The organism is Amycolatopsis sp. NPDC051372 (assembly GCF_040682095.1).
In the GTDB taxonomy this organism is placed as follows: domain Bacteria; phylum Actinomycetota; class Actinomycetes; order Mycobacteriales; family Pseudonocardiaceae; genus Amycolatopsis.
The window spans coordinates 62,717-86,232 of record NZ_JBFBAF010000038.1 but is presented as its reverse complement, the minus strand read 5'-3'; the positions used below and the strand labels follow the sequence as shown (position 1 = coordinate 86,232).

21 protein-coding genes are annotated in these 23,516 nt (G+C 72.2%); 7 read left to right on the top strand and 14 right to left on the bottom strand.

Annotated features, from left to right (window positions below):
* Positions 1 to 284 precede the first annotated feature (284 nt).
* The gene (locus AB0M56_RS41675; RefSeq protein ID WP_364186555.1) at positions 285 to 1,289 is read left to right on the top strand and encodes a stage II sporulation protein M; all 1,005 of its coding nucleotides are present in this window, start codon (positions 285 to 287) and stop codon (positions 1,287 to 1,289) included.
* Here AB0M56_RS41675 and AB0M56_RS41670 read toward each other — a convergent pair.
* From AB0M56_RS41670 to AB0M56_RS41645, 6 genes are all read right to left on the bottom strand, one after another.
* On the bottom strand, positions 1,286 to 2,062 hold the full coding sequence (locus tag AB0M56_RS41670; RefSeq protein WP_364186553.1) for a ricin-type beta-trefoil lectin domain protein: 777 nt from the start codon (positions 2,060 to 2,062) through the stop codon (positions 1,286 to 1,288). The genes AB0M56_RS41675 and AB0M56_RS41670 overlap by 4 nt on opposite strands.
* Before the next feature lie 127 nt (positions 2,063 to 2,189).
* Positions 2,190 to 3,482 carry a DUF58 domain-containing protein gene (locus tag AB0M56_RS41665; RefSeq protein ID WP_364186551.1) on the bottom strand — a complete coding sequence of 431 codons (1,293 nt, stop codon included), beginning with the start codon at positions 3,480 to 3,482 and terminating at the stop codon, positions 2,190 to 2,192.
* A gap of 3 nt (positions 3,483 to 3,485) precedes the next feature.
* Positions 3,486 to 4,469 (bottom strand): MoxR family ATPase, encoded by a 984-nt coding sequence (locus AB0M56_RS41660; protein ID WP_364186549.1) that lies wholly within the window; start codon positions 4,467 to 4,469, stop codon positions 3,486 to 3,488.
* Positions 4,466 to 5,605, bottom strand: coding sequence for a DUF4350 domain-containing protein (locus tag AB0M56_RS41655; RefSeq protein ID WP_364186547.1), 1,140 nt, complete (start codon positions 5,603 to 5,605; stop codon positions 4,466 to 4,468). The genes AB0M56_RS41660 and AB0M56_RS41655 overlap by 4 nt, the downstream gene beginning before the upstream one ends.
* On the bottom strand, positions 5,602 to 6,237 hold the full coding sequence (locus AB0M56_RS41650) for a DUF4129 domain-containing protein (protein WP_364186546.1): 636 nt from the start codon (positions 6,235 to 6,237) through the stop codon (positions 5,602 to 5,604). The genes AB0M56_RS41655 and AB0M56_RS41650 overlap by 4 nt, the downstream gene beginning before the upstream one ends.
* Positions 6,231 to 7,505, bottom strand: a complete 1,275-nt coding sequence (locus AB0M56_RS41645) for a hypothetical protein (protein ID WP_364186544.1) — start codon at positions 7,503 to 7,505, stop codon at positions 6,231 to 6,233. Before AB0M56_RS41645 ends, AB0M56_RS41650 begins: the two co-directional genes overlap by 7 nt.
* Positions 7,506 to 7,936: 431 nt before the next feature.
* Here AB0M56_RS41645 and AB0M56_RS41640 point away from each other — a divergent pair, with 431 nt between their 5' ends.
* Positions 7,937 to 8,935: a neutral zinc metallopeptidase gene (locus tag AB0M56_RS41640; protein WP_364186542.1), complete on the top strand. Its 999-nt coding sequence runs from the start codon at positions 7,937 to 7,939 to the stop codon at positions 8,933 to 8,935.
* Between the two features lie 105 nt (positions 8,936 to 9,040).
* Here the strand turns inward: AB0M56_RS41640 and AB0M56_RS41635 are convergent, their stop codons facing one another.
* Together AB0M56_RS41635 and AB0M56_RS41630 are read right to left on the bottom strand one after the other, a co-directional pair.
* The gene (locus tag AB0M56_RS41635) at positions 9,041 to 9,460 is read right to left on the bottom strand and encodes a hypothetical protein (RefSeq protein WP_364186577.1); all 420 of its coding nucleotides are present in this window, start codon (positions 9,458 to 9,460) and stop codon (positions 9,041 to 9,043) included.
* A gap of 154 nt (positions 9,461 to 9,614) precedes the next feature.
* Complete coding sequence (locus AB0M56_RS41630) at positions 9,615 to 10,697, bottom strand: NAD-binding protein (protein ID WP_364186540.1); 1,083 nt, start codon at positions 10,695 to 10,697, stop codon at positions 9,615 to 9,617.
* A 106-nt stretch (positions 10,698 to 10,803) separates the two neighbouring features.
* Between AB0M56_RS41630 and AB0M56_RS41625 the strand changes: the two genes are divergently transcribed.
* On the top strand, positions 10,804 to 11,187 hold the full coding sequence (locus AB0M56_RS41625; RefSeq protein WP_364186539.1) for a hypothetical protein: 384 nt from the start codon (positions 10,804 to 10,806) through the stop codon (positions 11,185 to 11,187).
* A 35-nt stretch (positions 11,188 to 11,222) separates the two neighbouring features.
* Here the strand turns inward: AB0M56_RS41625 and AB0M56_RS41620 are convergent, their stop codons facing one another.
* On the bottom strand, positions 11,223 to 14,645 hold the full coding sequence (locus tag AB0M56_RS41620) for an ATP-dependent DNA helicase (protein WP_364186538.1): 3,423 nt from the start codon (positions 14,643 to 14,645) through the stop codon (positions 11,223 to 11,225).
* Entirely contained in the window at positions 14,642 to 17,815 is a 3,174-nt protein-coding gene (locus tag AB0M56_RS41615; protein ID WP_364186575.1) for an ATP-dependent DNA helicase, read from the bottom strand. The genes AB0M56_RS41620 and AB0M56_RS41615 overlap by 4 nt, the downstream gene beginning before the upstream one ends.
* 139 nt (positions 17,816 to 17,954) lie before the next feature.
* Here AB0M56_RS41615 and AB0M56_RS41610 point away from each other — a divergent pair, with 139 nt between their 5' ends.
* Positions 17,955 to 18,281 (top strand): MGMT family protein, encoded by a 327-nt coding sequence (locus AB0M56_RS41610; protein WP_364186536.1) that lies wholly within the window; start codon positions 17,955 to 17,957, stop codon positions 18,279 to 18,281.
* Between the two features lie 157 nt (positions 18,282 to 18,438).
* Positions 18,439 to 19,128, top strand: a complete 690-nt coding sequence (locus AB0M56_RS41605) for a siderophore-interacting protein (protein ID WP_364186535.1) — start codon at positions 18,439 to 18,441, stop codon at positions 19,126 to 19,128.
* A 17-nt stretch (positions 19,129 to 19,145) separates the two neighbouring features.
* On the opposite strand, the gene AB0M56_RS41600 is transcribed toward AB0M56_RS41605, so the two are convergent.
* The 3 genes from AB0M56_RS41600 to AB0M56_RS41590 are packed head-to-tail and all read right to left on the bottom strand — an operon-like array spanning position 19,146 to position 21,401.
* Positions 19,146 to 19,637 (bottom strand): DinB family protein, encoded by a 492-nt coding sequence (locus tag AB0M56_RS41600; RefSeq protein ID WP_364186533.1) that lies wholly within the window; start codon positions 19,635 to 19,637, stop codon positions 19,146 to 19,148.
* Positions 19,637 to 20,431: a uroporphyrinogen-III synthase gene (locus AB0M56_RS41595; RefSeq protein WP_364186531.1), complete on the bottom strand. Its 795-nt coding sequence runs from the start codon at positions 20,429 to 20,431 to the stop codon at positions 19,637 to 19,639. Before AB0M56_RS41595 ends, AB0M56_RS41600 begins: the two co-directional genes overlap by 1 nt.
* A complete protein-coding gene (locus AB0M56_RS41590) occupies positions 20,424 to 21,401 on the bottom strand; it encodes a YafY family protein (protein WP_364186529.1) in 978 nt (325 codons plus the stop codon). The genes AB0M56_RS41595 and AB0M56_RS41590 overlap by 8 nt, the downstream gene beginning before the upstream one ends.
* A gap of 62 nt (positions 21,402 to 21,463) precedes the next feature.
* Between AB0M56_RS41590 and AB0M56_RS41585 the strand changes: the two genes are divergently transcribed.
* Both AB0M56_RS41585 and AB0M56_RS41580 read left to right on the top strand, forming a co-directional pair.
* Positions 21,464 to 21,862 (top strand): DUF3224 domain-containing protein, encoded by a 399-nt coding sequence (locus tag AB0M56_RS41585; RefSeq protein WP_364186528.1) that lies wholly within the window; start codon positions 21,464 to 21,466, stop codon positions 21,860 to 21,862.
* Between the two features lie 11 nt (positions 21,863 to 21,873).
* Positions 21,874 to 22,992, top strand: a complete 1,119-nt coding sequence (locus AB0M56_RS41580) for a crosslink repair DNA glycosylase YcaQ family protein (protein WP_364186526.1) — start codon at positions 21,874 to 21,876, stop codon at positions 22,990 to 22,992.
* Here AB0M56_RS41580 and AB0M56_RS41575 read toward each other — a convergent pair.
* Positions 22,989 to 23,462 (bottom strand): MarR family transcriptional regulator, encoded by a 474-nt coding sequence (locus tag AB0M56_RS41575; RefSeq protein WP_364186524.1) that lies wholly within the window; start codon positions 23,460 to 23,462, stop codon positions 22,989 to 22,991. The two genes, AB0M56_RS41580 and AB0M56_RS41575, sit on opposite strands and share 4 nt — an antisense overlap.
* Positions 23,463 to 23,516: the final 54 nt, after the last annotated feature.

The window sequence follows — 23,516 nt, the reverse complement described above, 5'->3', positions numbered from 1 at the left end:
GATATCCGCCGTGACTGTGGCCGGATCGGCAACAGACGGCACAGTTGCCGGTCCGGCCAAAAGTAGGCGGACACCCAACCGAGCACCGCCCGCATATCGCAACGATATCCGCCGTGACTGTGGCCGGATCGGCAACAGACGGCACAGTTGCCGGTCCGGCCAAAAGTAGGCGGACACCCAACCGAGCACCGCCCGCATGTCGCAACGATATCCGCCGTGACTGTGGCCGGATCGGCAACAGACAGCGCAGTGAGCCCTAGGCTGTGGCTCCAGGAGGTGATCCGGTGGACGTCGACGTCTTCGTCGCGGCGCACGGCGCGGAGTGGGCCCGGCTCGGTGAGCTCGTGCGGCAGCGCAGGCTGTCCGGGGCCGAGGCCGACGAGCTCGTGACGCTCTACCAGCGCACGGCGACGCACCTGTCGATCATCCGCTCGACGGCGCCCGACCCGGCCCTGCTGGCGCGGCTGTCGGCCCTGGTCGCGCGGGGCCGTTCGGCCGTCACGGGCTCGCACAGCCCGGCGTGGCGCGAGGTGGCGCTGTTCTTCACCCGCCGTTTCCCGGCCGCGGTGTACCTCAGCCGGCGCTGGTGGATCCCCGCCGCGCTGGCGTCGGTGGTCGTGATGGCGGTGCTCGGCGTGTGGATCGCGAGCGACGAGTCCGTGCGTTCGGCGTTGGTCTCCCCCGACGAGATCAAGGCCATGACGGCGCCCGGCGGCCAGTACGAGACGTACTACTCGACCGGGCCGGCGAGCTCGTTCGCCGCAAAGGTGTGGACGAACAACGCGTGGGTGGCCGCGACCTGCCTGTTCCTGGGCGTCGCGCTGGGCCTGCCTGTGATCAGCGCACTGTGGCTCAACTCACTCAACGCGGGCATCGCCATCGGCCTGATGTCCTCGGCGGGCCGCGGCGACGTGCTGCTCGGCCTGCTGCTGCCCCACGGCCTGCTGGAGCTCACGGCCGTGTTCATCGCCGCGGGCACCGGCCTGAAGCTCGGCTGGACCGTGATCGACCCCGGCCGCCGCTCCCGCAGCGCCGCGCTGGCCGAACAGGGCCGGTCCGTGGTCGTGATCGCACTCGGGCTGGCGTGCGTGCTGCTGGTGTCCGGCGTGATCGAGGCCTTCGTCACGCCGTCGGGCTGGCCGACGTGGGTGCGCATCGGCATCGGCGCGGTCGTGGAGCTGCTGTTCCTGACCTACATCTTCACGCTCGGCCGCCGCGCCGCGCGCGACGGCGAGCGGGGTGACCTCGACCGCCGCTACACCGGCGACGCGCTGCCGGAAGCGGGCTAGCAGAGGCAGCTGCCCTCGAAGGCGATGGAGTTGCCGTCGTCGAGGGTGGCGCTGCCGGTGAAGCGGATGTCGAACTCGCCGGGGTCGGTGAGGACGAGCTTCGGGCTCGTGGCTTCCCCGTCGGCGCCGGTTTTGGCCTGTGCGGTTTCCTTGCCGCCTTCGAAGACCAGCACGTTCTGCGCCCGGGCGGCGTGGACGTAGAAGGTGACGGGCACGTCGGGCGCCGGCTGACCGTTCTCGCCGATCACCCGGACCACGAACGGGTTCGCGGGGTCTTTCGTGGCCAGGTGCTGGCCGTTGCCGGACAGGATGGCGAGCGTGCGGCCGCCCGCCGCCCACGCGTTGGACAGGCCCGGCAGCGAACAGACTTCCTGGTACAGCCGCGCGCCCGGCGTAGGCCCCTCGGCGGTGAGGCAGCGAGCGGAGGCGACATTCGCGATCGTCACCAGCCCCGGGTTGCCCGCCACGCGCCGCCACTGCTGCTTGTGGTCCCCGTCGGCGCAAGCGGCCAGGAGCACACCCGCGCCGTCGACCGGACTCTGCGCCGCGAGGCACTGTCCACTCGCGACATTGCGGTAGTGCTGGGACGCCTTGTCGTATGTCCAGGCCGCGCCCGGGTCCTTCGCGTCGGCCAGCTGCACCTTGCCGCCTACGGTGGCGAGGGAGACGGTGCCCCCACCGTCGGCGAGGTAGACGGGCGCGCCGTCGGCCGCGTAGGCGACCCCGCCGGACCCGATGAACAGCAGCACCACCACGAACAGCAGCCGACGCACGCGCGCACTCCCTCGGGCCGAAGTTACTTCCGGCTTAACAGCAGGGAGTGTGGCGGACCAAGCGGAGCCACTCCATCGGGTGCCGGATCTCGTGCTGGGACCTCGTCCGGCGCAGGACCGAACTCCCCTACAGCCGGCCCGCGGCCTTCAGTGCCAAGTACCGGTCCGCCAGTGCCGGAGGGAGGTCCTCCGGCACGGCATCCACCACCTCGACGCCGCGGCGGCCCAGGCGGGCGGTGACGGAGGCGCGTTCGGCCAGCGTGCGCTCGGCGGCAGCGGCGTCGTAGACGGCTTCGGCGTCGCCGCGGCCCGATGCCATTTCGGCGACGCGCAGGTCGGCCACGGACGCGACGATCACCTGGTGCCGAGAGGTCAGGGAGCTCAGCACGGGGAACAGGCCCTCTTCGAGCGGCGCCGCGTCGAGGCCGGTCAGGAGCACGACAAGGGCGCGGCGACGGGTGCGCTGGAGGATTTCCGCGACCATGCCGCGGGAGTCGGTCTCCACCAGGGACGGTTCGAGTGGCGCCATGGCGTTCACGAGCGACGGCAGCAACGTCGTGGCCGACGAGCCCGGCACGGCGGCGCGCACGCGGCGGTCGTAGGCCAGCAGGTCCACGCGGTCGCCGGCGCGGGAGGCCAAGGCGGCCAGCAGCAGCGCGGCGTCCATGGCGGCGTCGAGCCGGGGTGCGTCGCCGACGCGGCCGGCGGAAACGCGGCCGGTGTCGAGGACGAGCACCACGTGCCGGTCGCGTTCCGGGCGCCAGGTGCGGACCATCACGTCGGCCGCGCGGGCGGTGGCGCGCCAGTCGATGGAGCGGACGTCGTCGCCGGCCACGTATTCGCGCAGGGAGTCGAACTCCGTGCCCTGGCCGCGGATCATCACGGCGCTGCGGCCGTCGAGCTGCTGCAGCCGCGCCAGCCGTGACGGGAGGTGCTTGCGGCTGTGGAACGGCGGCAGCACACGCACCGACCACGGCACCTCGTGCGAACCCTGGCGCGCCGCGAGGCCGAGCGGTCCCGCCGCGCGCACGGTCACGCGGAACGCCCGGCGGTCGCCTCGGCGCGTCGGCAGCATCGCGGTGGTGAAGACCCGGCGTTCGCCCGATGGCACGGAGATCCGGTGCCGGTCGTCGGCGCCCGCGCTAGGCGGCCACGCGTCGCGCAGCAGCCCGCGCACGCCGCGTCGGCCCGGGTTCGCGACGGTCAGGGTGACCTCGGCGGGCTCGCCGAGGCGCACGGAAGTGGTGCCACTACGCGAAAACCGCAGCGCGCGCACGCTGCCGGCGAACACGAGGTCCACGGCCACCAGCACGAGCAGCACCACGACGACGCCGAGCACGCCGGCCGCGGACGGGAACAGCAGCCCGACCACCAGCGCACCCAGCAGCGCCAGCAGCCCGAGCCGCCCGGTGAGGGCCACCGCTCAGCGCGGCACCGGCACGGAGGCCAGCACCCGGTCGAGGACGCCGTCGGCGGTCACGCCCTCGAGCTCGGCCTCGGGCCGCACGTCGAGCCGGTGCCGCAGCGCGGGCCGGGCCAGCGCCTTCACGTCGTCCGGCGTCGCGTAGTCGCGCCCGGCGAGCCAGGCCCACGCGCGCGTGACGGCGAGCAAAGCCGTTGCGCCACGCGGGGAAACACCGATGCGCACGGCCGGCAGCTCGCGCGTCGCGCGGCACAGGTCCACGACGTAACCGATGACCTCGGGCCCGATCGTCACGCGGGCAACGGCCTGGCGCGCGGTCGCGAGCTGCTCCGCGCCGGCGACCGGACGGAGGCCCGCGGCGGCGAGGTCCCGCGGGTCGAAACCCTGCGCGTGGCGCCAGAGGATGCCGATCTCGTCCTCACGCGAGGGCGCCGGCATCGTGAGCTTGAGCAGGAACCGGTCCAGCTGCGCTTCCGGCAGCGGGTAGGTGCCCTCGTACTCCACGGGGTTCTGCGTCGCGATCACCATGAACGGGTCGGGCAACGGCCGCGGCGTGCCGTCGATCGAGACCTGCCGCTCCTCCATCGCCTCGAGCAGCGAAGACTGCGTCTTCGGCGGCGTGCGGTTGATCTCGTCGGCCAGCAGCAGGTTCGTGAACACCGGGCCCTCGCGGAACGAGAACTCGCCGCTGTGCGCGTCGTACACGAGCGAACCCGTGACGTCGCCCGGCATCAGGTCGGGGGTGAACTGCACGCGCTTGGTCTTCAGGTCCAGCGACGCCGCCAAAGCCCGCACCAGCAACGTCTTCGCGACACCGGGCACGCCCTCCAGCAGCACGTGGCCGCGGCAGAGCAGCGCCAGGATGAGCCCGGTCACGGCCGCGTCGTTGCCCACCACGGCCTTGCCGACCTCGGTGCGCAGGGCGATCAGGGCCGCTCGCGCGTCTTGAGCCTGATTCGGCGCCTGCGTCTGTTCGGTACTCAAGACCGCTCCACCTCTCGTTCCACGCTGTCCAGTTCGTCCGCCAGCCGGACCAGCCCGGCCTCGTCGGCCGGGGGCGGTCCGTAGAGCACGCCGCCGACCTCGGCCGGGTTCCGGCCCGAGCGCGCGCTCACCGTCTCGACGACCGCGGCCGCCTCGGCATCACGCGGCAAGCCCAGCCTCGTGCGCAGCCGCGCGCGGGCCGCTTCCCGCAACGTCTCCGCGGCGTGCCCGGCCGCGCCGCCCCGGCGATACAGCCGTGCCCGGCCCTCGGCCGTTTCCGCCGCCCGCACCACGATCGGCAACGGTTCGCTCACCACCGCGCCGAGGCGGCGCGCGCGCCACAAAGCCAGCAGCACCACGGCGATCCCGGCCGTCAAAGCGCCGTAGCGCCAGCCGGGCGGGACGAGCTCGTAGAAGGACTTCTGCCCGGCGCCGAGCGCGGGATCCGTCGGCGACGGCACGTACCAGACGAGCCGCCGGTGGTCGCCCAGCAGCCGCATCCCGAGCGCCGCGTTGCCTTCGTCGGCGAGGCGGTCGTTGGTCAGCGGCGCGCCCGTGCCGAGCACGGTGACCGTGCCCGAACGGTCGGCGACCTGCACGAACGTCGGCGCCTGGCCGTCGCGGTAGCACTGGCGGGCTTCGGGGTCGTCGGTGCGGAAACGCGTGCCGCCGAGCGTCGCGGGACCGGCGCCGACCGCGGCGCCGACCGTGCAATCCGGGTCGAGCGTGGCGACGTCGGCGCTGCCGACCGCGCTCACCGTCGGGAGCACTTTGGACAGTGCCTCCGGCCCCGGCGCCAGCAGCACCAGGTGCGCGACGCGGCGGCGAAGGTCGACGAGCCCCTCGCCCGGCACCCGGTCCGGCGCGGTGATCACGAGCGTGCCGCCGTCGACCTGCTGCAGCGCCTCGGCGATGGTGTGGACGGGGTGGACGTCGACACCTTCTTCTTGCAGCAGGTGGGAAAGGGCGTGGCTGCCGTTCGGTTCGTAGGAACCGGGTTCGAGCTCGCCGCTCGTCTGGTCGCCGCGGCTGAGCACCAGCGCCAGCGCGACGAGAACGATCAGCAGCAGGAGCGCGAGCGGAACCCGCACGCCGCGCCAAATGCGCCGGAGATCAGGCGAGACAGAAGTGCTCACGCGCCCACCAGCACCGGCCGCTCACGGCGGACGCGGTCGTCGAGGTCGGTCAGGGCGCGGTAAGCGGCTTCGGTGCCGGGCCGGCCGCCGTAGTGCACGTCGTCGAACTGCCGGGCGCCCGCCGCGAGGTCGGCGGCGAGGGCGGGCAGCAGCGCGCCCGCTTCGGCGGCGGCTTCGTCGGCCGTGCGGCCGGAGCGCGAGTCGAGCAGCGCGCGTTCTTCGAGGCCGCGCACGATGGCGCGGAAGCGCTCACGCACGGCGTCGGCGAACTGTCCTTGTGCGGCGGCCTGTTGGGCCGCCTTGCGGTACTCGTCGGCGCTGCGGCGGCGGCCCGAGAAGACCTGCCGCGCCGCCTGCGCCGCGCGTCCGACCTTCCCGACGCGCAGCCGCACCACCACGATCAGCACGATCAGGAGCCCGATGATCAGCAGCAGACCCAGCGGCCCGCCCGGCACGCCGGACAGGCTGCTCAGCAGCTCGCTGAGCTTCTCGCCCAGCCATTGGGCGACCTGCTGCAGCACACCGGGCCGCGCAGCCGCGTACGACGGGTCGCTCAGCTCCTGGATCGCCCGCAGGTGGGCGGGGTCTCGGTCGATGTCGACCGGGACGTCGGTGAGCAGGAACGTCACCACGCCTGCCGCGGCGCCGCCGGCGGCGGGTTGAGGCCCGCGGCGCGCGCCAGCTCGATGTCCATGCCCTCGCGGCGCATCCGCTGGTCGATGTAGAGGACCACCGTGACCAGCGCGATGAACGGCGCGACGATCGTCCTCGCGATCACCACGCCCACCGCGCTCAGCACCAGGCCGCCGGTGGTCTGGACCGGCACCGTGGCCTGCGGGTCGAACAGGCCGGAGAACGCGCCCGAACCCAGATCGAACGGGATGCCGATGATCGCCGAGATCAGCCAGCCGATCACGGCGGCCAGCAGCAGGATGCCGAGCACGCGCCAGAACGCGCCCGACACGAGCGTGCGCGAACGGCCGAACGCCTGCCGGATCGTGCCGCGCTCCAGCACCAGCGCGGGGCTGGCAAGCGCCCAGAACACGTACGGGATCACGGCCGGCAGCAGGCAGAAGATCGCGGCGACCATGGTGGCCAGCGCGTACAGGACCGTCAGGCCCAGCAGCGGAAGCAGCCGCGGCGCGGCTTCGCGCAGCGCCGTGCGGAAGTCGACCGGACGGCCGAGCACGGCCTTGCCCATCACGACCGTGAGGAAACCGGTGAGAAACGTCTGGCCGAGCAGCGTGATGATCAGCGTCGGGATCAGCGACAACGCGGTGGTGCCCAGCAGGTTGTACATCGCGTCGAGCGCTTCCTGCTGCGTGGCGGCCGGACCGAGCGTCGCGACGCGGTTGAGGTCGGGCTGCACCACGAGCTGCACGATGAGGTTCAGGCCCGCCACGAACACGGCGATGACCGCCGACGTGCCCAGGATCAGCACCGGGTAGCGGCGGATGGCGGTGATCGCGCCGTCGAGGATGTCGCCGACGTTGAGCGGGCGCAACGAGATCACGCCGGGTTTGCCGAGGCCGTGCGGGGTCCAGCCGCCCTGCTGCCCGTAGGCGCCGCCGGGGTACTGCGGCATCGGCTGGCCGTACTGCCGGCCGGGCGACTGCCACTGACCGCTGGGCGGCGGGGCCTGCTGCTGCCCCGGCGACTGCCAGCCGCCGGACGGCGGAGTCTGCGGGGTCTGGGGCTGCTGCGGCGAAACGCCGCCGGAGCCGGGCGTCTGCTGCGAGCCTTCGGGCCGCGCATTGCCGGACGCTGGCGCACCGGAAGCGGGCGTACCCGTGGAACCGGTCTGTTCAGGACTGGTCGGTTCGGGACGCTGGAAACCCTGGCTCGGGGTGGGCGCGTCGTCGGGTGCGCCGGACCCCGGCGAACCGGGTGTGTCTGTCATCGAAGCCCCTCGTAATCACGACCCGTCACTTGCTGCCGCTCACTCTTCCAGAGGCGCCCAAACCGGGCCAGACCTGGGGTGACACCCGGGTCGGGTGACGGCGTCGGCACGAGTGCTGCGTACGGCCCCCGTTCCCCCGATATGCTGAACGGAAGCCGGGGGCCGCCCGGCCCGTGCCGAGACCCTCCGGGACTGCCCTGATGACGCAACCGCCTTACGGCCAGGTGCCGCCTCGCGGGACCGTTCAACCACCGCCGGTCCCGGGTCACGGGCCTGGCAGGCAGGGACCCGCGGGTCCCCCGCCGCAGGGTCCGTCGATGCAGGGTCCGTCGATGCAGGGTCCGTCGATGCAGGGTCCGTCGATGCAGGGTCCGTCGATGCGGGGCCCGGCGCAGGGACCTCCGCAAGGGCCGCCGCCACAGAGCCCATGGATGAGCCAGTACCCGCCGCAGCGCTTCCCGCCGCAGCACCAGAAGAAGTCGCCGGGCGCGATCATCGGGATCGCGCTCGGTGCCGTCACGGTGCTGGTGCTCGGGGTCGTCGCGATCGTCGCGCTGAACCGGCCGAGCCAGAACGTCAACGCCACCGGCTACCAGAACCCGCCGGCACCCGCGCCGACCAGCGCGTTCGAGCTGCCGCCCAACAACGGCTCGTCCTCCACCGCGTCCTCGGCGCCGACGGAATCCTCCGAGCCGAGCTCCACCGGCCCGCAGAAGATCCTCAAGCTGGCCGACCACCCGATCCTGCAGGACCCCAACGCCGGGCTGCAGAACCGCGTCTGCGACCTGCCGACGTGGCAGAGCACGCAGTCGGGCGCCGAAGCGTTCTTCACCGCGGCCAGCAAGTGCCTCGACGCGGCTTGGGGCCCGTTCCTCCAGGCCTACGACCTGCCGTTCACCCCGCCCGCGCTGCACTTCCCGACCGGGCCGAGCTTCGAAACCGCGTGCGGCACGATCCAGGTCGGCATCGCGACGGCGGCGTACTACTGCGAGGACAACCTGTACGTGCCCTTCGCGGGCCTGCAGACCGACCAGTACGGCAACAACCCGGGTGTCTACCTGGCGTTGTTCGCGCACGAGTACGGCCACCACGTGCAGGAGGTCGCCGGGATCATGGACGCCGCGTGGCAGAAGATCTACGCGGCCGGCCAGAACAGCCCCGAAGGCCTGGAGATGTCGCGGCGCAAGGAGCTTCAGGCCCAGTGCTTCTCGGGCATGTTCCTCGGTGCCCACGTGGACCAGGGCGGCACGATCACCCGCGACATGTACAACAAGGCCTGGAACGACCAGGAAACCCGCGGCGACAACACCTCCCACAGTCACGACCACGGCACCAACGCCCACTACGCCTACTGGTGGCGCCAGGGCGCGAAGGCCAACCGGATCGCCGACTGCAACACGTTCGCGGCGCCGTCGTCCCTGGTCAGCTAGGGACCCGGTGCCGGCTGAAGTCCCGTGAGCGGGGAGCACGGTCTGCCGGACGCGTACGACATCCGGGAGCGGCTCGACGCCGGTACGGCGGGCTGACGCGCCGGCTCAGTGCAGGAGCGCGAGCTTGCCCGAGCCCTTGATGACCAGGAACGCGTACATGCCGCCGGCGAAGCACGCGAAGACCAGCAGCACGAGCGCGACCGGGCCGCGCGAGTCCTGAGCGCCCGCCGAGGTGTCGGCCGCGCTGACGGTGATCGGGCCGTCGGCCGGAGCGTCCACGGGCACGCCGACCTCGACGCGTTCGCCTTTGGCGTGGCCACAACCGTTGAGCGTGCCCTGGCGCGGCTTGCCGCCGAGGCTGAACGTGACGGACTCGACCGGATTCCCCGCCGAGCACGCGGCCGGCTGGGTCACCTCGGCCTGCACGGGCGCGCCGGCCGCGTCGCCCGCGATGCCGAACAGGCCGGGCCCGGCGAGCCATGCCAGCACCACCACGAGCACGCCGGCGGCAGCCGGGATGCCCACCTGCAGCCACCTCTGGACTGAGGTCTTGCTCGTGAGGTCGGAGAGCTGCACGCCGCCATGGTTCCAGATCCACGGGGCAAAACCCAGTGAGGTCCCGACCACCGGCGTCACCCTCCGCCGATCGGACGTCACCCAATGGTCAAGAAGTCACGGATCAGGATTCGACCTTGTCGACCGAGGTGACCTTCTTGACGTACAGCAGCCGATCACCCGGTTCGATCGCATCGGCCTGCGGAGCGTCGACGCGGTAGAGCACGCCGTCGCGGACCACGCCGAGCACGATGTCGGGCAGGTGCCGCGGCGAACCGCCCTCTTCGGACGGCTCCACGGCGCGCTCGGCGATCGCCAGGCCCGACTCCGGCGTGATGAGGTCCTCGACCATGTCGACCACGAGCGGCGTCGACGTCGCCATTCCCAGCAGACGCCCGGCCGTCTCGCTCGAGACCACGACCTGGTTCGCGCCCGACTGCTTGAGCAGGTGGACGTTCTCCGCCTCCCGCACCGACGCCACGATGTGCGACTTCGGCGCCAGCTCGCGCGCGGTGAGCGTGACCAGCACGGCGGTGTCGTCGCGGTTCGGGGCCACGACCACGGCCTTCGCGTGCTGCACGCCGGCCACACGCAGCACGTCAGCCCTGGTCGCGGAACCGTGCACGGTCACCAGGCCCATCGAACTCGCCGCCTCCAGCGCCTGCTGGTCGGTGTCGACCACGACGATGCGGCTGGGCTGCACGTCCTCGTCACCGAGCAGCGCGTTGACGGCCGAGCGGCCCTTGGTGCCGAATCCGACGACGACGGTGTGGTCACGCACCTTCGTCCTCCACTTCTGGATCTTGAATGCCTGCCGGGAGCGCTCCGTGAGCACCTCCAGCGTGGTCCCGACGAGGACGATGAGGAAGAGCACGCGCAGGGGCGTGATGATGAGGACGTTCACCAGCCGCGCCGAGGCCGAGGCCGGCGCGATGTCGCCGTAGCCGGTCGTGGAGAGCGAGACGGTGGAGTAGTAGATCGCGTCGAGGAAGGACACCCCGTCGCCGTTGACATCGCGGTAGCCGCCGCGGTCGGCGAACACGATCAGCACGGTCGCCAGCAGGGCGAGCAGCGCGCCGATGATCCGTTTGACGATCGAGCGCATCGGGCTGGTGGTGAACTCCGGCATCCGGATCACGCCGACGAGCTCGTGGTCGGGGCGGTCGTTGAGCCGGACGTTCAGGGGCAGCCGTTTCAAGGCTTTCATGCACCGGCTCCCCGCGGGTGTTCGGCGTCACTCACAGCGGGGAGGATAGCCGAAGGTCATCGCCCGCACACCCGTCGCGGTGATCACGTTGTGGCAGGCTGGACGCATGTCCGACTCGAGCAGGCCGCAACGGCCCGCGTACTGGCTGGCTGGTTTCCTCGCCTCCGCGGGCCTGACGCACTTCCTGCGCCCCAAGCAGTACGACGCGCTGGTACCGGAGGAGCTCCCCGGTTCGCGTCGCGCGTGGACGTACGCCTCGGGCGCCGCCGAGCTCGGCGTGGCGGCGGCCATCGCGCTGCCCCGGACCCGCCGGCTGGGCGGGCTCGCGGCGGCGCTGCTGTTCGTGGGTGTGTTCCCCGGCAATGTGAAGATGGCGCTGGACTTCGAACGCAAGAAGCTGTCGGCGCCGGTGCGCGCGGGCGCCTGGTTCCGGTTGACGGCGCAGTGGCCGCTCGTGAAGTGGGCGTTGAAGGTTCGCGACAACGCCTGAATCACTCGCGCGGCACAGTCACTCGCGCGGCACAGTCACTCGCGCGGGACGCTGCGGAGCAGGTCGCGCAGGCCTTCGGCGTCCAGGAGGTCGGCGGGGCTGAGCGTGTGGCCGTGGCGGACGTAATGGAACGCGGCACGCACGCGGTCCACCGGCACGTTCTTCAGCGCCGCCCACGCGAGCCGGTACGCGCCGAGCTGCACGGCCAGCGCGGGCAGGCGGTCGGCTGACGGGACGGAGCCGGTTTTCCAGTCCACCACGGTCCAGCCGCCGTCGGGATCCGCGTAGACGGCGTCCATCCGGCCGCGCACGGTGATGCCCTCGACGTCGGCCGAGAACGGCACCTCCACGGCCAGCGGCACGCGCTCGGCCCACTCGCTGCGTTCGAAGGCTTCTTGCAGTTCTTCGAAATCGGAGTCGGGGGCCTCGCCGACGTCGGCGGCGCCGGGCAAGTCGTCGATCTCCAGCAGGCCCTCGCCGGAGAAGCGCTGTTCGAGCCAGGTGTGGAACGCGGTGCCGCGGCGGACGAAGGTGTTGGGCGGCAACGGAAGCGGGCGCCGCAGCTTCCGGGCGAGTGCTTCGGCGTCGGCGGCGAGCTCCACGAGCTGGCTCACGGAAAGCTGGGCGGGAAGCACGACTCGGTCCACAGTGGCCTGGGCGCGGGCGCGTTCGGCGAGCAGCACGTCGGTGTCGGCGGCCCAGCCGTCGGGGTCTTCGGGGTCGACGTCGTCTTCGTCGTCCTCGTCGTTTTCCTCGTAGGTTTCTTCGTCCTCGTAAGGTTCTTCGTCGAACTCGTCGGGTTCGGGCGGCAGCGGCACCTCGTCGTCTTCGGCGACGCCGAACAGTTCCGGCTGCTCAGGTTCGGCCTTCGCCGCCGCGGGTCCTGCCTCTTCGGGCGTTTCGGGCAACGCCGCCATCGCCGCGAACACCATCTCGACGCCCGTCGACACCCCGGTCCGACGGTCGCCCAGCGGGTCGACGGGCCAGCTCGCCTTGCGGGAGTCCGCGACCAGCGGGTTCTCCTCGTCCTCGGCAGGTTCGTCGGCCCACGCGTCCAGCACGCCGATCGGCGGATCGGCCGCGCGCAGTACGTCGGCGATCTCCGTGAGGAACACCGACGGTCCCTTCGCGCGTGTGCTGCTCTCGTTCCACCAGTGGCCGGAGACGATCAGCGAGCGTTCCGACCGCGTCAACGCGACGTAACAGAGCCGGCGTTCCTCGTCGGCCTCCCGCTCGGCGAAACCCTCCTCGTGCAGTTCGAGGGCCTCCTGCACCTCCTTGCGGTCGAAGCCGTCGGAAACGTGCAGCTCAGGCAGGTCGGCCGAGTCACCGCGCAGCAACGCGGGCAGCGACGTCGCCGTGCGCAGCCACGACGAGGACCGGCGCTTGCTCGGGAACACCTCCGCCACGAGGTGCGGCACGGCCACGACCTCCCACTCCAGTCCCTTGGCGGAGTGCACGGTGAGCACCTGCACGCGGTCGGGCACGACCTCGACCTCGCCGGGCGTGAGGCCGTCTTCGGCGTGGGCGGCGGTGTTGAGATAGTCCACAAAGGACAGGAGGGTCGCGGTCGGGGCGGTCTCGGCGTAGTCGGTGACGACCTCCGCGAACGCGTCGAGGTGCGCGCGGCCGGCGGAGCCCGGGCGCGCCAGGGATTCGACGTCGAGCAGCATCGTGCGTTCGACGTCGGCCACCAGCTCGGGCAACGACTGGTCGAGGCGCCGGCGCAACGCGGCCAGCTCCGCACCGATGCGCCGGATCCGCCGATAGCCGTCCTCGGAGTAGCGCTCGGGCTTGCCGGGTTCGTCGACGGCGTCGATGAGCCCGGCCTGCTCGGCGCGTTCGGTGACGAGCACGGGTTCGTCTTCGGAATCCGCCTGCGGCACGGGCGAAGACAGCTCCCCCGCGCGCCGCCACAGCGCGGCCAGGTCCGCCGCCGCGAGCCGCCAGCGCGCGCCCGTGAGCAGGCGGGCCGCCGCGCTGCCGGCGAGCGGGTCGGCCAGCACCCGCAGCGTGCTGACGAGGTCGGCGACCTCCGGTTCGTCGAGCAGCCCGCCGAGGCCGACGACCTCCACGGGCAGCCCGCGCATCCGCAGCTCGGCCGCGATCGGCGCCATGTCCGCGCGCCGGCGCACCAGCACGGCAGCCGTCGGTGGCTTGCCCGTCTCCTCTTTCTCGGCGAGCCAGCGCCGCGCCAGCGCGTCGGCCACCCACTCGCGTTCGGCTCGAACATCCGGCAGCAGTGCCACGGCGATGTCCGCCGGACCGGCGCCCTCACGCGCCCGCAGCGGCTCGACGCCGAGGCCGCGCGCCCGCAACGGTTCGGCCACGGCATTGGCCAGGTCCAGGATCTGCGGCGGGTTGCGGAAGCTCGTGAGCAGGCCGAACTCGTGCGCGGGCGCGAGCCGCCCGTCGGCGTGGCGCGGGAAGTCGGTGGTGAAGCGAGGCAGGTTGGCCGCCGAAGCGCCGCGCCAGCCGTAGATGGCCTGCGCCGGGTCGCCCACGGCGGTGACCGGCATCGGCGCGTGGTCTCCCCCGCCGAACAGCGACCGCAGCAGCACGCGTTGCGCGTGGCCGGTGTCCTGGTACTCGTCGAGCAGCACGGCGCCGTAGCGCTCGCGTTCACCGGTGATCACGGCCGGGTAGCCGTCGGCCAGCTGCGCCGCGAGCGACATCTGGTCGGCGAAATCGAGCGCGCCCTCGGCCCGCTTGCGCCGGTGGTAGGCCTCGACGAGCGGCAGCAGCGCGAGCCGGAATCGTTGCGCCGCCATCACTTCCTGCAGCTTCTGCGGCAGTGCCGCCCGCTGCCCCTTGGCGCGCGGCGCGTTCTCGATCACCTCGCACAGCCACGTCGTGTACTGGGCGAGCCGTTCGGTCGACACGAGGTGCTCGCCGAGCTCCCCGGCCAGCGCGAGCAGCTGCGCCGTGACCGAGGACGGCACGCGGTCGGTGTCTAGATCGTCGTCCCAAGTGGACACCACGCGGTGCGCGAGCTGCCACGAAGACGTCTCCGAAAGCAGCCGCACGCCCGGCTGCACCGGCAACCGCAGACCGTGCTCCGACAACAGCCGCCCGGCGTACGCGTGATAGGTCAGCACGGTGGGCTCACCGGCGACGACCGTGGCGCGCAACCCGCCCGACGGGTCGAGCTTCTCCAGCAGCCCGGACCCGGCCAGGCGGCGCAGCCGGGCGCGCACGCGCTCGCCGAGCTGGCGCGCGGCCTTACGCGTGAACGTCAGGCCCAGCACGCGTTCGGGGCTCACGATCCCGTTGGCCACCAGCCACACCACCCGCGCGGCCATCGTCTCCGTCTTGCCCGCGCCGGCGCCCGCGACGACCAGCGACGGCTCCACGGGCGAGGCGATGACCGTGGCCTGCTCGGGGGTCGGGCGGTGCAGGCCCAGTGCGTCGGCGATCTCCGCGGGCTCGACCGGGTTGGCGATGAGCCGCAAGCTCACGGGCCGGTCACCTGCCTGCCCTCGGGCCGCAGCGGGCAGCAACTGCGGGCGGGACAGCGGTCGCAGTCGGGGTTCTCGTGGGCTTGGTAGTCGGGCCCGGCCGCGGCAGCCGCCGCCGAACGCACGAGGTCGAGCCACTGCCGGCCGCCGTCGTCGTCGAGCGGTGGCTGGTCGCGTTGCGTGGCGCCGGTCTTGTTGTTTGTCTTCGCGACGTAGACCAGCCGCGCCCCACCCGGGGTGTTCTTGCCCTCGATCGCGCCGAGCAGCACGGCGAGCTGGTACGCGGCGAGCTGCGGGTGCTGCTCGGCGTCGGCGCTGGACACGGGCACCTTGCCGGTCTTGATGTCCACGATCACCGGGCGGCCGTCCTTGTCCAGCTCCACGCGATCGACGCGGCCGCGCAACATCACGCGCACCTCGTCGTCGCCCATCGGCAGCTCGACCTCGATGTCCTGCTCGACGCCCGCCTCGATCAGCTCCTTGCGGCTGCCCTCCAGCCACGCCACGAAGTTGCGCAGCATCTGCTCCACGCGGTTGCGCTCCCGCCGGGAGAACCACGGTGCGCCGGCGTCCACGCGCACCCACGCGTCGTCGAGCGCGGCCTGGATCTGGTCTTCGGTGCGCCCGCCCGCGACGGCTTGCGCGAGGCCGTGCACCAGTGTTCCCGTGACCGCGGCGAGCTGCGCGGGGTCGCTGCCCCCATGGCGTTCGACGAGCCAGCGCAACGGGCACTTGACCAGGATTTCCACTGTGGACGGTGAGATCCGCATGAGGTCACCGGGTTTGTGCACCGGTTCGTCGGTGGAAGACGGCAGCAGGCCGTACCACGTGCTCGGGTGCGCGCCGGGCACGCCGGCGTCGGCCAGCCGGGCGAGCTGCTTCGCCGCGCGGGCACGACGTTCGGGGTCGGCCTTGCCGTCGCACACGACCTCGCGCAGCTCGCCGACGAGCTCGGCCAGCACCAGTGAACGGCCGGGCGGCTTCATGCGGGAGTCGAGCGCACCGTCGTCGGCGCCGTTCTCTTCCAGGTCGTCGAGGAAGCGGGACGGCTGTTCGTCCTCGCCCGCCACGGCCGTGACCAGCAACGTCCGGCGCGCGCGGGCGGCGGCGACGTAGAACAGGCGCCGCTCCTCGGCGAGGATCGGGGCGACGGCGGAGACCTTGTCGCCGTCATCGACTCCGGACAGCAGGTCGACGAGCCGCTCCACGCCGAGCACGGAGCCGCGCAGGCGCAGATCCGGCCACGCGCCTTCCTGCACGCCCGCGACGGCCACGACCGTCCACTCGCGGCCCGCGGCCGCGTGCGCGGTCAGCAGCGACACGCCCTCGCCCGGGATCGCGGCGGGTGCCAGCGTGTCCCCGGCGATGTTCTGCGACGACAGGTAGTCGGCGAACGACGCGACACTCGCGCGCGGCAGCCTGTCGACATAACGACCGGCGGCGTCGAACAACGCGACCACGGCGTCGAGGTCACGGTCGGCCTGCGCACCTAGCGAGCCGCCGCGGTCGACGAACCGCAGCAGCCGTTCCTGCAGGCCACTGGCCTCCCACAGCTCCCACAGCACTTGCTCCACGCCTTCACCGCGAGCGACCGCCTGGTGCGTGACGCTCAGCAGCTTGCCGACGCGGCGCACCGGCGTCGCCTCGGCGTCGGCGAGCCCGACCAGGATGTCGCCGCCGCGCAGGGCTTCCACGAGCAGCTCGTCGCTGGAGCGCTGGCCGCCGCCGGCCAGCTCGAGCCGGCGCAGGCCGCGGCGGACCCGGCGCAACGCGAGCGGGTCCGCCCCGCCGAGCGCGGAGGACAGCAGCATTTCGGCGAGGTCGACGTCGAGCAGCTCCGGTTGGGCCGCGATCCGCAGCACGGCCAGCAACGGCCGGACGGCGGAGTGCTTGGCCAGCGGCAGCTCTTGCGTCGCCGAGCCGATCGGCACCCCGGCTGCGCGCAAAGCTCGTTGCAGCACCAGGAAAGTCCGCGCGGGCGAACGCACGAGCACCGCCATCTCGGACCACGGCACGCCGTCGACGAGGTGGGCGCGGCGCAGCTGGTCGGCGATCCAGCTCGCCTCGGCGGCCGGCGTCGGCATCAGCCGGACACGGACTTTGCCCCCGCGTTTTCCCTGGGGAGACACGAGTTTCCGGTGCTGCGACGCGCCCGGCAGCGTGGCGCCGAGCTTCGTCACGGCCTCGCGCACGGCTGGGGCGAGCCGGTGGGAGGTGGTGAGCGTGACCGTGCGATCGCCGTCGGAGTCCGCGTCGGCGAACAGCCGGGGATCGGCTCCGCGGAAGGAGAACACGGACTGGTCGGGGTCACCGGCCACCACGAACTCGGCCGCGGTCTGGCCGATCTGCCGGATCAGCTGGACCTGCAGCGGGTCGAGGTGGTGGGCATCGTCCACGAACAGGTGCCGCACGCGGCCGCGTTCGCGCTCGCGCAGCTCCTCGTCGTCTTCGAGGGCGAGCAGGGCGGAGGTGACCAGCTCGGCGGCGTCGAGCGCCGGGGCACTGCGGACGCCGAGCGCGTTGCCGCCCGCGCCCTGCAGCTGCGTGACCTCCTCGTACTGCGCCCAGAAGTGCCCCGCCGCCACCCACTCCTCGCGGTCCTTGCGGTGGCCGAGCGCCACGAGGTCCTCGGGGCCGAGCCCGCGCTCGGCCGCGCGCATCAGCAGGTCGCGCAACTCTTCGGCGAAGCCCGGCACGAGCAGCGCCGGACGCAGCTGGTCGGGCCAGTCGGGGGCGCCGATCTCGAGATCGCCCTGCAGCAGGTCGCGAACGACGACGTCCTGCTCCGCGCCGGCCAGCAACCGCGGTGGCGGCAGCTCTTCGGCGCGGGCTTCGAGGCGAAGCAGCGAAAACGCGTAGGAGTGCACCGTGCGCACGAGCGGTTCACTCACCGTGCGCGGCAACACCGACGACTGCTCGGGATCGGCCGTGAGGCGGCGCGTGATGTCGGCCCGCAGCGCGTCGGCCGCGCGCCGTGACGCGGTGAGCACGAGCACGCTCTCCGGGTCGGCTCCGTCGGCGATGCGGCGCGCGGCCGCGGTCGCGAGCAAGGTCGTCTTGCCGGTGCCGGGGCCGCCGAGCACGCGGAGGAACCCGGCGGGTGCGGACAGCAGCCGGCGCGCGCCTGCGTCCCAGGTGAACGTGGGTGCGCCGACGGCGGGCGGGCGCACGAGCCGCGCCCTGCCCTGCGCCGTTCTCCGCCCGTTCACGCCTACGATGGAAGCACGCTGACACGCACGGGTGGCGCACCGGCACGCAGTTGCGCGACCGGCGGTCGAAACTGTCGGTGGCGTGCGGCACAGTGCTCGGGTGGACGACGAACTTCACGAACGGATCCGGGCTGTGATCAGCGACGTGCCGGCGGGCACGGTGGCGACCTACGGTGACATCGCCGCGCTCAGCGGCGCTCCTTCACCCCGGCTCGTCGGGCGCGTGCTCGCTGAAGACGGGCACGACCTGCCGTGGCAGCGGATCCTGCGCGCCAACGGCACTCCGGCGCCGCATCTGGCCCACCGACAGCTCGAACTCCTGCGCGCGGAAGGCGTGCTCGCCGACGGCCAGCGCGTGAACCTGCGCGAGTACCGCTGGCGGCCCGATGGACTGCCGAAAGCGGAGGAACCCGGAGGTCTGTTTTAACCCTGACACTTAGGTGGGCTTACCTAATGGCATTGCTGACTGCGCACCGCGGCCGGGTCACCGCGGTCCGGCGGGTCACCCCGCACATGGCCAGGGTCACCTTCGACTGCGCCCGCTCGCCGCGACCGAAGGCTCTGGACCCGACGCTTACCTCAAAGTGTTCTTCCCTCTCGACGGTCAGGACGAGCCGCCGCTGCCGCCCCCGCCGACGAGCGGCGACGTGGTGTCCTGGTACCAGTCCTACCTCGCGATGCCCGAGGAGGTCCGGCCGCCGATGCGCACCTACACCGTGCGCGCGTTCCGGCCCGCGCTCGGCGAGGTGGACATCGACTTCGTGCTCCACGACGACACGCTGGGCCCGGCCTCGGCGTGGGCCGCGCGGGCGGCGGCGGGCGACCGGGTCGCGTTCGTGGGGCCGCACAGCCTGTACGAGGTGCCGGAAACCGCCGAGTGGCAGCTGCTGGTCGGCGACGAGACGGCGCTGCCCGCGATCGGCGCGATCGTGGAGAACCTGCCGCGATCGGCGCGGGCTTCGATCTACGTCGAGATCCCCGGCCGCGCCGAACGCCAGACGTTCGACACCGCCGGTGCCGTCGAGCTGCACTGGGTCGTGCGAGGCACCCGGCCCCACGGCGAAGCTCTGCTCGATGCCGTACGCGCCGCGAACCTGCCCGGCGGCGCGCCGTACGCCTGGGTTTCGGGCGAGGCCGGCATCGTGAAGCGCGTCCGCCGCCACCTCGTTCGCGAACGAGGCTTCGACAAGGACACGATCTGCTTCACCGGCTACTTGCGCCACGGCCTCAGCGAGGAAGCGGTCGGGCGCGAGCGCGTGGCTGCAATTTCCTGAGCTGTGGCTTCCCGCGCTCAGGCGGCCAGGATCTGTTCGCGCAGGATGTCGGCGTGGCCGCAGTGGTGGGCCAGCTCCCGCAGCACCTGCAGGTACACCCAGCGAACGGTGCGCGGGCCGGACCGGTGGCCGGTCACGACGGCGTCCAGCGCCAGGTCCGCGACCGTCGTCCGGGCCGTGGCGCAGGCCTCCCGGTAGGCCGCCGTGACCGAGGCGACGGTGTCGTCGTCGGCGAGCCGGAACGACTCGTCCGGACTCCGCACCAGCCCGAGCTCACCGCGGGACGTGCCGCCGACGCATTCCTCGAACCACACCCGCTGCATCCAGGTGACGTGCTTGAGCAGCCCGAGCGGCGTCGTCGCCGACGGCACGAGCTGACGGCGGGCCTGCTCCTCGGTGAGCCCGTCGAGCGTCATCTCGATGCCCACGCGGTATTCCTCGATGAACGCCTCGAGCTGGGTGCGTTCGCCGTCCAGCGGCACCGCGAACGAACCCCTGAACTCACCCATCAAGCCCTCCCCAGCGTCGAAACCACCAGCTTCACCAATGCACCGAGCCGTTGCCGGTCCGGTTGGCACGTCGTTATGCCCTGCGCTTCCAGCGGTGCCGCCGTCACCGGGCCCACGCAGAAGGTCTTGATCCGGCCCGTGCGCACCACGTCGAGGGCGCCGGTGTCGGCGGTCAGGGTGAGGAAGTTGGTGGCTGCCGGGGCGCTCGTGAACACGAGGGCGTCGACTTCGCCCGCCAGGATTTCGCGCGCCAGCGAGAGAACCGGGGCGGTGTCGGCGGGCGAGTGCCAGCGGTAGGGCTGCACCGCGACGACCTCGGCGCCGACCAGCTGCCCGGTGAACTCCGGCAGTGGAGCGCCGTGCAGCTGGACGGCAACACGGGAATCGACCACACCCGCGGAGACCAACGCGGCGAACAGCTCGGCGTTGCTCTCCCCCGGTGCCGAGAACTCCTCGCGCAGCCCCGCGCCCCGCACCGCGCCCACGGCTTTCGGGCCGCGCGCGAAGATCCGCGAGGAGCCCAGCGTCGTGAGCAGGTCGTCCTTGCGGCCCCAGCCGTCGGCGGCGGCGAGCCAGCCGCGGAAGCCGGCGCCGGTCGTGACGGCCGTGAAAGCAACCGGCGCGGCGAGCACGGCTTCGGTGCTGAGCCGCAGCTCGGGGTCTTCGGCGAGGGGCACGATGGTGATCGTCGGCGCGTGGCGCACCTGCGCGCCGTAGCGGAGCAGCGCGGAGATGAGGTCGTCGGCGCGGCGTTCGGCCGTGACGCCGATCCGCACCCCGTCCAGCTCACCCATAGGTCGCGCCCATCTCCCTGATCGCCTCCGCGAGCTGCGCCCGCAGGTCCGCCGGCTCGAGCACCTCCAGGTGCGACCCGAACCGCAGCAGCTCGCCGATCGCGGGTTCCCCCGGCTCGACCGGCAGCCGCATCGTGAGCCAGCCTTCCTCATCGGCGACCGCGCCGCCGTCCAGGGCCTCGCGCAGCGCCCGCGCCCCGACGCTGCCCGCGTAGAACGGCAGCAGACCCTGCGCCCGCGGCGACAGGCGCACGGTCGCGAGCCGCGGGTACATGCGCCGCTCGAACTGCTCCGACCACTCCTGCCAGTAACGAGGCAGGTCGAAATCCGCCGGTCGCTCGAAAGCCTCGCCGAGGTCCACCAGCTCGAGGATCCGGGAAATCCGGTACGTGCGATCGGACCCCTCGCACCGGCCGGCGAGGTACCAGTTGCCCGCCTTGAGGATTAGGCCGAGCGGCTCCAGCACGCGCTCGACCTCGCGTTGGCCCCAGCGTTCGTAGCGGATCCGGATGCGGTGGCTCGACCACACCGCCTCGGCGACCGCGGACAGCACCGGCAGGCTCTCGATCCCGCGGTGCCACCCGGGCACGTCCAGGTAGAACCGCTCGGCGACGCGACCCGCGCGGCTGCGCAGCTCCTTCGGCAACGCGGCATACAGCTTGAGCTGCGCCGCCGCCAGCACCGTGCCGAGGCCCAGCTCCGCCGCGGCCACGGGCAGGCCGGCCAGCGAAAGCGACTGCGCCTCCTCCTCGGTGAGCCCGGTCAGCCGCGTGCGATAGCCGTCGACCAGCTGATAGCCGCCGGTGCGGCCGCGGTCGGCGTAGACGGGCACGCCGGAAGCCGACAGCGCGTCGATGTCGCGGTAGACCGTCCGGACGGAGACCTCCAGCTCGGCGGCCAGCTCCTCGGCCGTCATCCGGCCGCGGTTCTGCAGCAGGAGCAGCACCGTGAGCAGCCGGGACGCGCGCATGAATCGAGTATGACCGAAAACCCTGACACAAGCTGACAGGTATGGGCGGTTGAGTGGTCCCCATGAACACGTTCAGCATGAAGAACTGGGACGAACACCTCGCCAGCGGCAGCGAAGGCGGCCCGCGCGTGGCCTACGCGCACGCCACGATGGAGTACAGCGGCGTGATCGAAGGTGAGTCGATCTGCGATTACCTGCTGTACTACGCGGGCGAGGGTTACGACGGCGGCGGCACCACGTCGCCGAGCTTCGAGCGGTTCGACGCGGCCGTGGACGGCCGTCGCGGCACGTTCGTGGTCCGGCACGAGGGCGGCTTCGACCCGAAGGGCATCTGGTCGAAGTTCGATGTCGTGGCCGGCTCCGCGACGGGCGAGCTCACCGGCCTGACCGGGTCGGGCACGGTGAAGGGCACGATCGGCGAGCCGACGGTGTCGTACACCTTCGACTACGCGCTGAGCTGAAGGAGGCCGCTGTGCTCGAGGTGTCCCGCAAGCAGGTGATGGCGTACCGGGTTGCGCGGCACGGGCTGCACCGGGACTTCGCGGACCCGGTGGCGTCGCCGCTGTTCGACCTCGGCCTGCAGGACAGCATGCGTGACACCGCCCTGCTCGCCCTCTCGGCGCGGTCTTCGACACCGGTCGAGCCGACGTCCCTTGTTGACGATCCGCGTGTGGTGCTCGTCTGGTCCCACCGCGGCGCCCCGCACTTCCACCGGCGCGAAGACCTGCGCGAGCTCGTGACGTCGCTGATCCCCCTCGACGACGCCGACGCCCTGGCCCGGATGCTCTGGCAGAAAAAGGAAATCGGCGCGACGGGCGTGCCCGCGTCGGAGGTGCTCTTCACCGCGGCGCGGGCCATCCGCAAGGTCGTGACGCAGCCGATGTCGAAGGGCGCGGTGAGCGCCGCCGCCACGCGCGAGCTACCCCCCGAGTACTCCCGCTGGTGCCGCCCCTGCAACGCCACGCACATCCAGGAGCAGCTCATGCGCCTGGCCACCCTCCACGGCGGCGTGCGCCTGGAAGCCGACCAATCCCCGGCGACACTGGCACCGCTGGAGAACCGCGGCCGGATGCGCACTTCGCCCGACGCGGCCGCGGTGTCGCGTGTGGTGCGCGGCTACTTGACATTCAACGGCCCCGCCACCCAAGGCGACGCGGCGGGTTTCGTGGGCACGGCGAAGACGGCTCTGTCGGCTGCCTGGCCTGATGATCTGGTCGAGGTCAAAGTGGACGGTCGCCGGGCGTTCCTGCCCGCCGATCAGGTGGCCACGCTGGAGAATCCGCCGTCGCCGTCGGTGGTTCGGTTGCTGCCGCCGCTGGATCCGTTCACGCAGGCCCGCGACAAAGCCGTGCTGGTGCCGGACAAGGCCCGCGCGAAGGAAGTGTGGAAGATTCTCGGCAGCCCCGGCGCGTTGCTGGTGGACGGCGAGCTGATGGGCGTCTGGCGCACCCGCGGTTCAGGCAAACGTCTCGCCTTCACGATGACGGCGTTCGATCCGCTTCGCGCGGCGGACCGGAATGCGGCTGAGGAAGAAGCTTCCCGGGCTGCCACGGCTCGGGGGTACGCGGACTTCTCCGTCACCTGGGCCTAATCCACTTCGGACACCCGGGCCGTCAGGTCGTCGACGAATCGGTTCAACAGCGTGCCGAAGGCCCGCTGGTCCTCGATCGACCAGTCGGCCACGGCCTCGGTGAACCAGCTCAGGACGGTCTGCAGGTAGCGCCCGGCCGCGGCGGCGCCGTCCGGCGTGAGTTCGATGAGGCGGGCGCGCTGGTCGTCCGGGTCGGTGACGCGGTGGATGAGGCCACGCTTCTCCAGTTCGTTCAGGTGGCGCGTGACGTGGGGGCCGACGACCTGCATGCGCGTCGCGATCTCACCGACGCGCAGCGGTTTGCCCGCCATCTGCAGGGTGATGATCACGGTGAGCGCCGGCCGGTCGAGGGCGAGGCCGGCCTGCTCCATGGCTCGTTCCGCGAGGTGGCTGCGGTTGAGCACCGTGCTCAGCTGCATCAGGCGCGGCAGCACCGTCAACGGGTCGAGCCGACCTTCTGTGTCGCTCATCACACCCCTTACATACCTAAGTTAGTTATACAGTTGCCTCGAGCGCAGGAGTCT

Coding starts and splice junctions, on each gene's coding strand:
- AB0M56_RS41590 (WP_364186529.1), bottom strand. CDS start 21,401: ATGCGCGCGTCCCGGCTGCTCACGGTGCTGCTCCTGCTGCAGAACCGC.
- AB0M56_RS41625 (WP_364186539.1), top strand. CDS start 10,804: ATGTCCGACTCGAGCAGGCCGCAACGGCCCGCGTACTGGCTGGCTGGT.
- AB0M56_RS41645 (WP_364186544.1), bottom strand. CDS start 7,505: ATGACAGACACACCCGGTTCGCCGGGGTCCGGCGCACCCGACGACGCG.
- AB0M56_RS41575 (WP_364186524.1), bottom strand. CDS start 23,462: ATGAGCGACACAGAAGGTCGGCTCGACCCGTTGACGGTGCTGCCGCGC.
- AB0M56_RS41585 (WP_364186528.1), top strand. CDS start 21,464: ATGAACACGTTCAGCATGAAGAACTGGGACGAACACCTCGCCAGCGGC.
- AB0M56_RS41630 (WP_364186540.1), bottom strand. CDS start 10,697: ATGAAAGCCTTGAAACGGCTGCCCCTGAACGTCCGGCTCAACGACCGC.
- AB0M56_RS41600 (WP_364186533.1), bottom strand. CDS start 19,637: ATGGGTGAGTTCAGGGGTTCGTTCGCGGTGCCGCTGGACGGCGAACGC.
- AB0M56_RS41595 (WP_364186531.1), bottom strand. CDS start 20,431: ATGGGTGAGCTGGACGGGGTGCGGATCGGCGTCACGGCCGAACGCCGC.
- AB0M56_RS41640 (WP_364186542.1), top strand. CDS start 7,937: ATGAGCCAGTACCCGCCGCAGCGCTTCCCGCCGCAGCACCAGAAGAAG.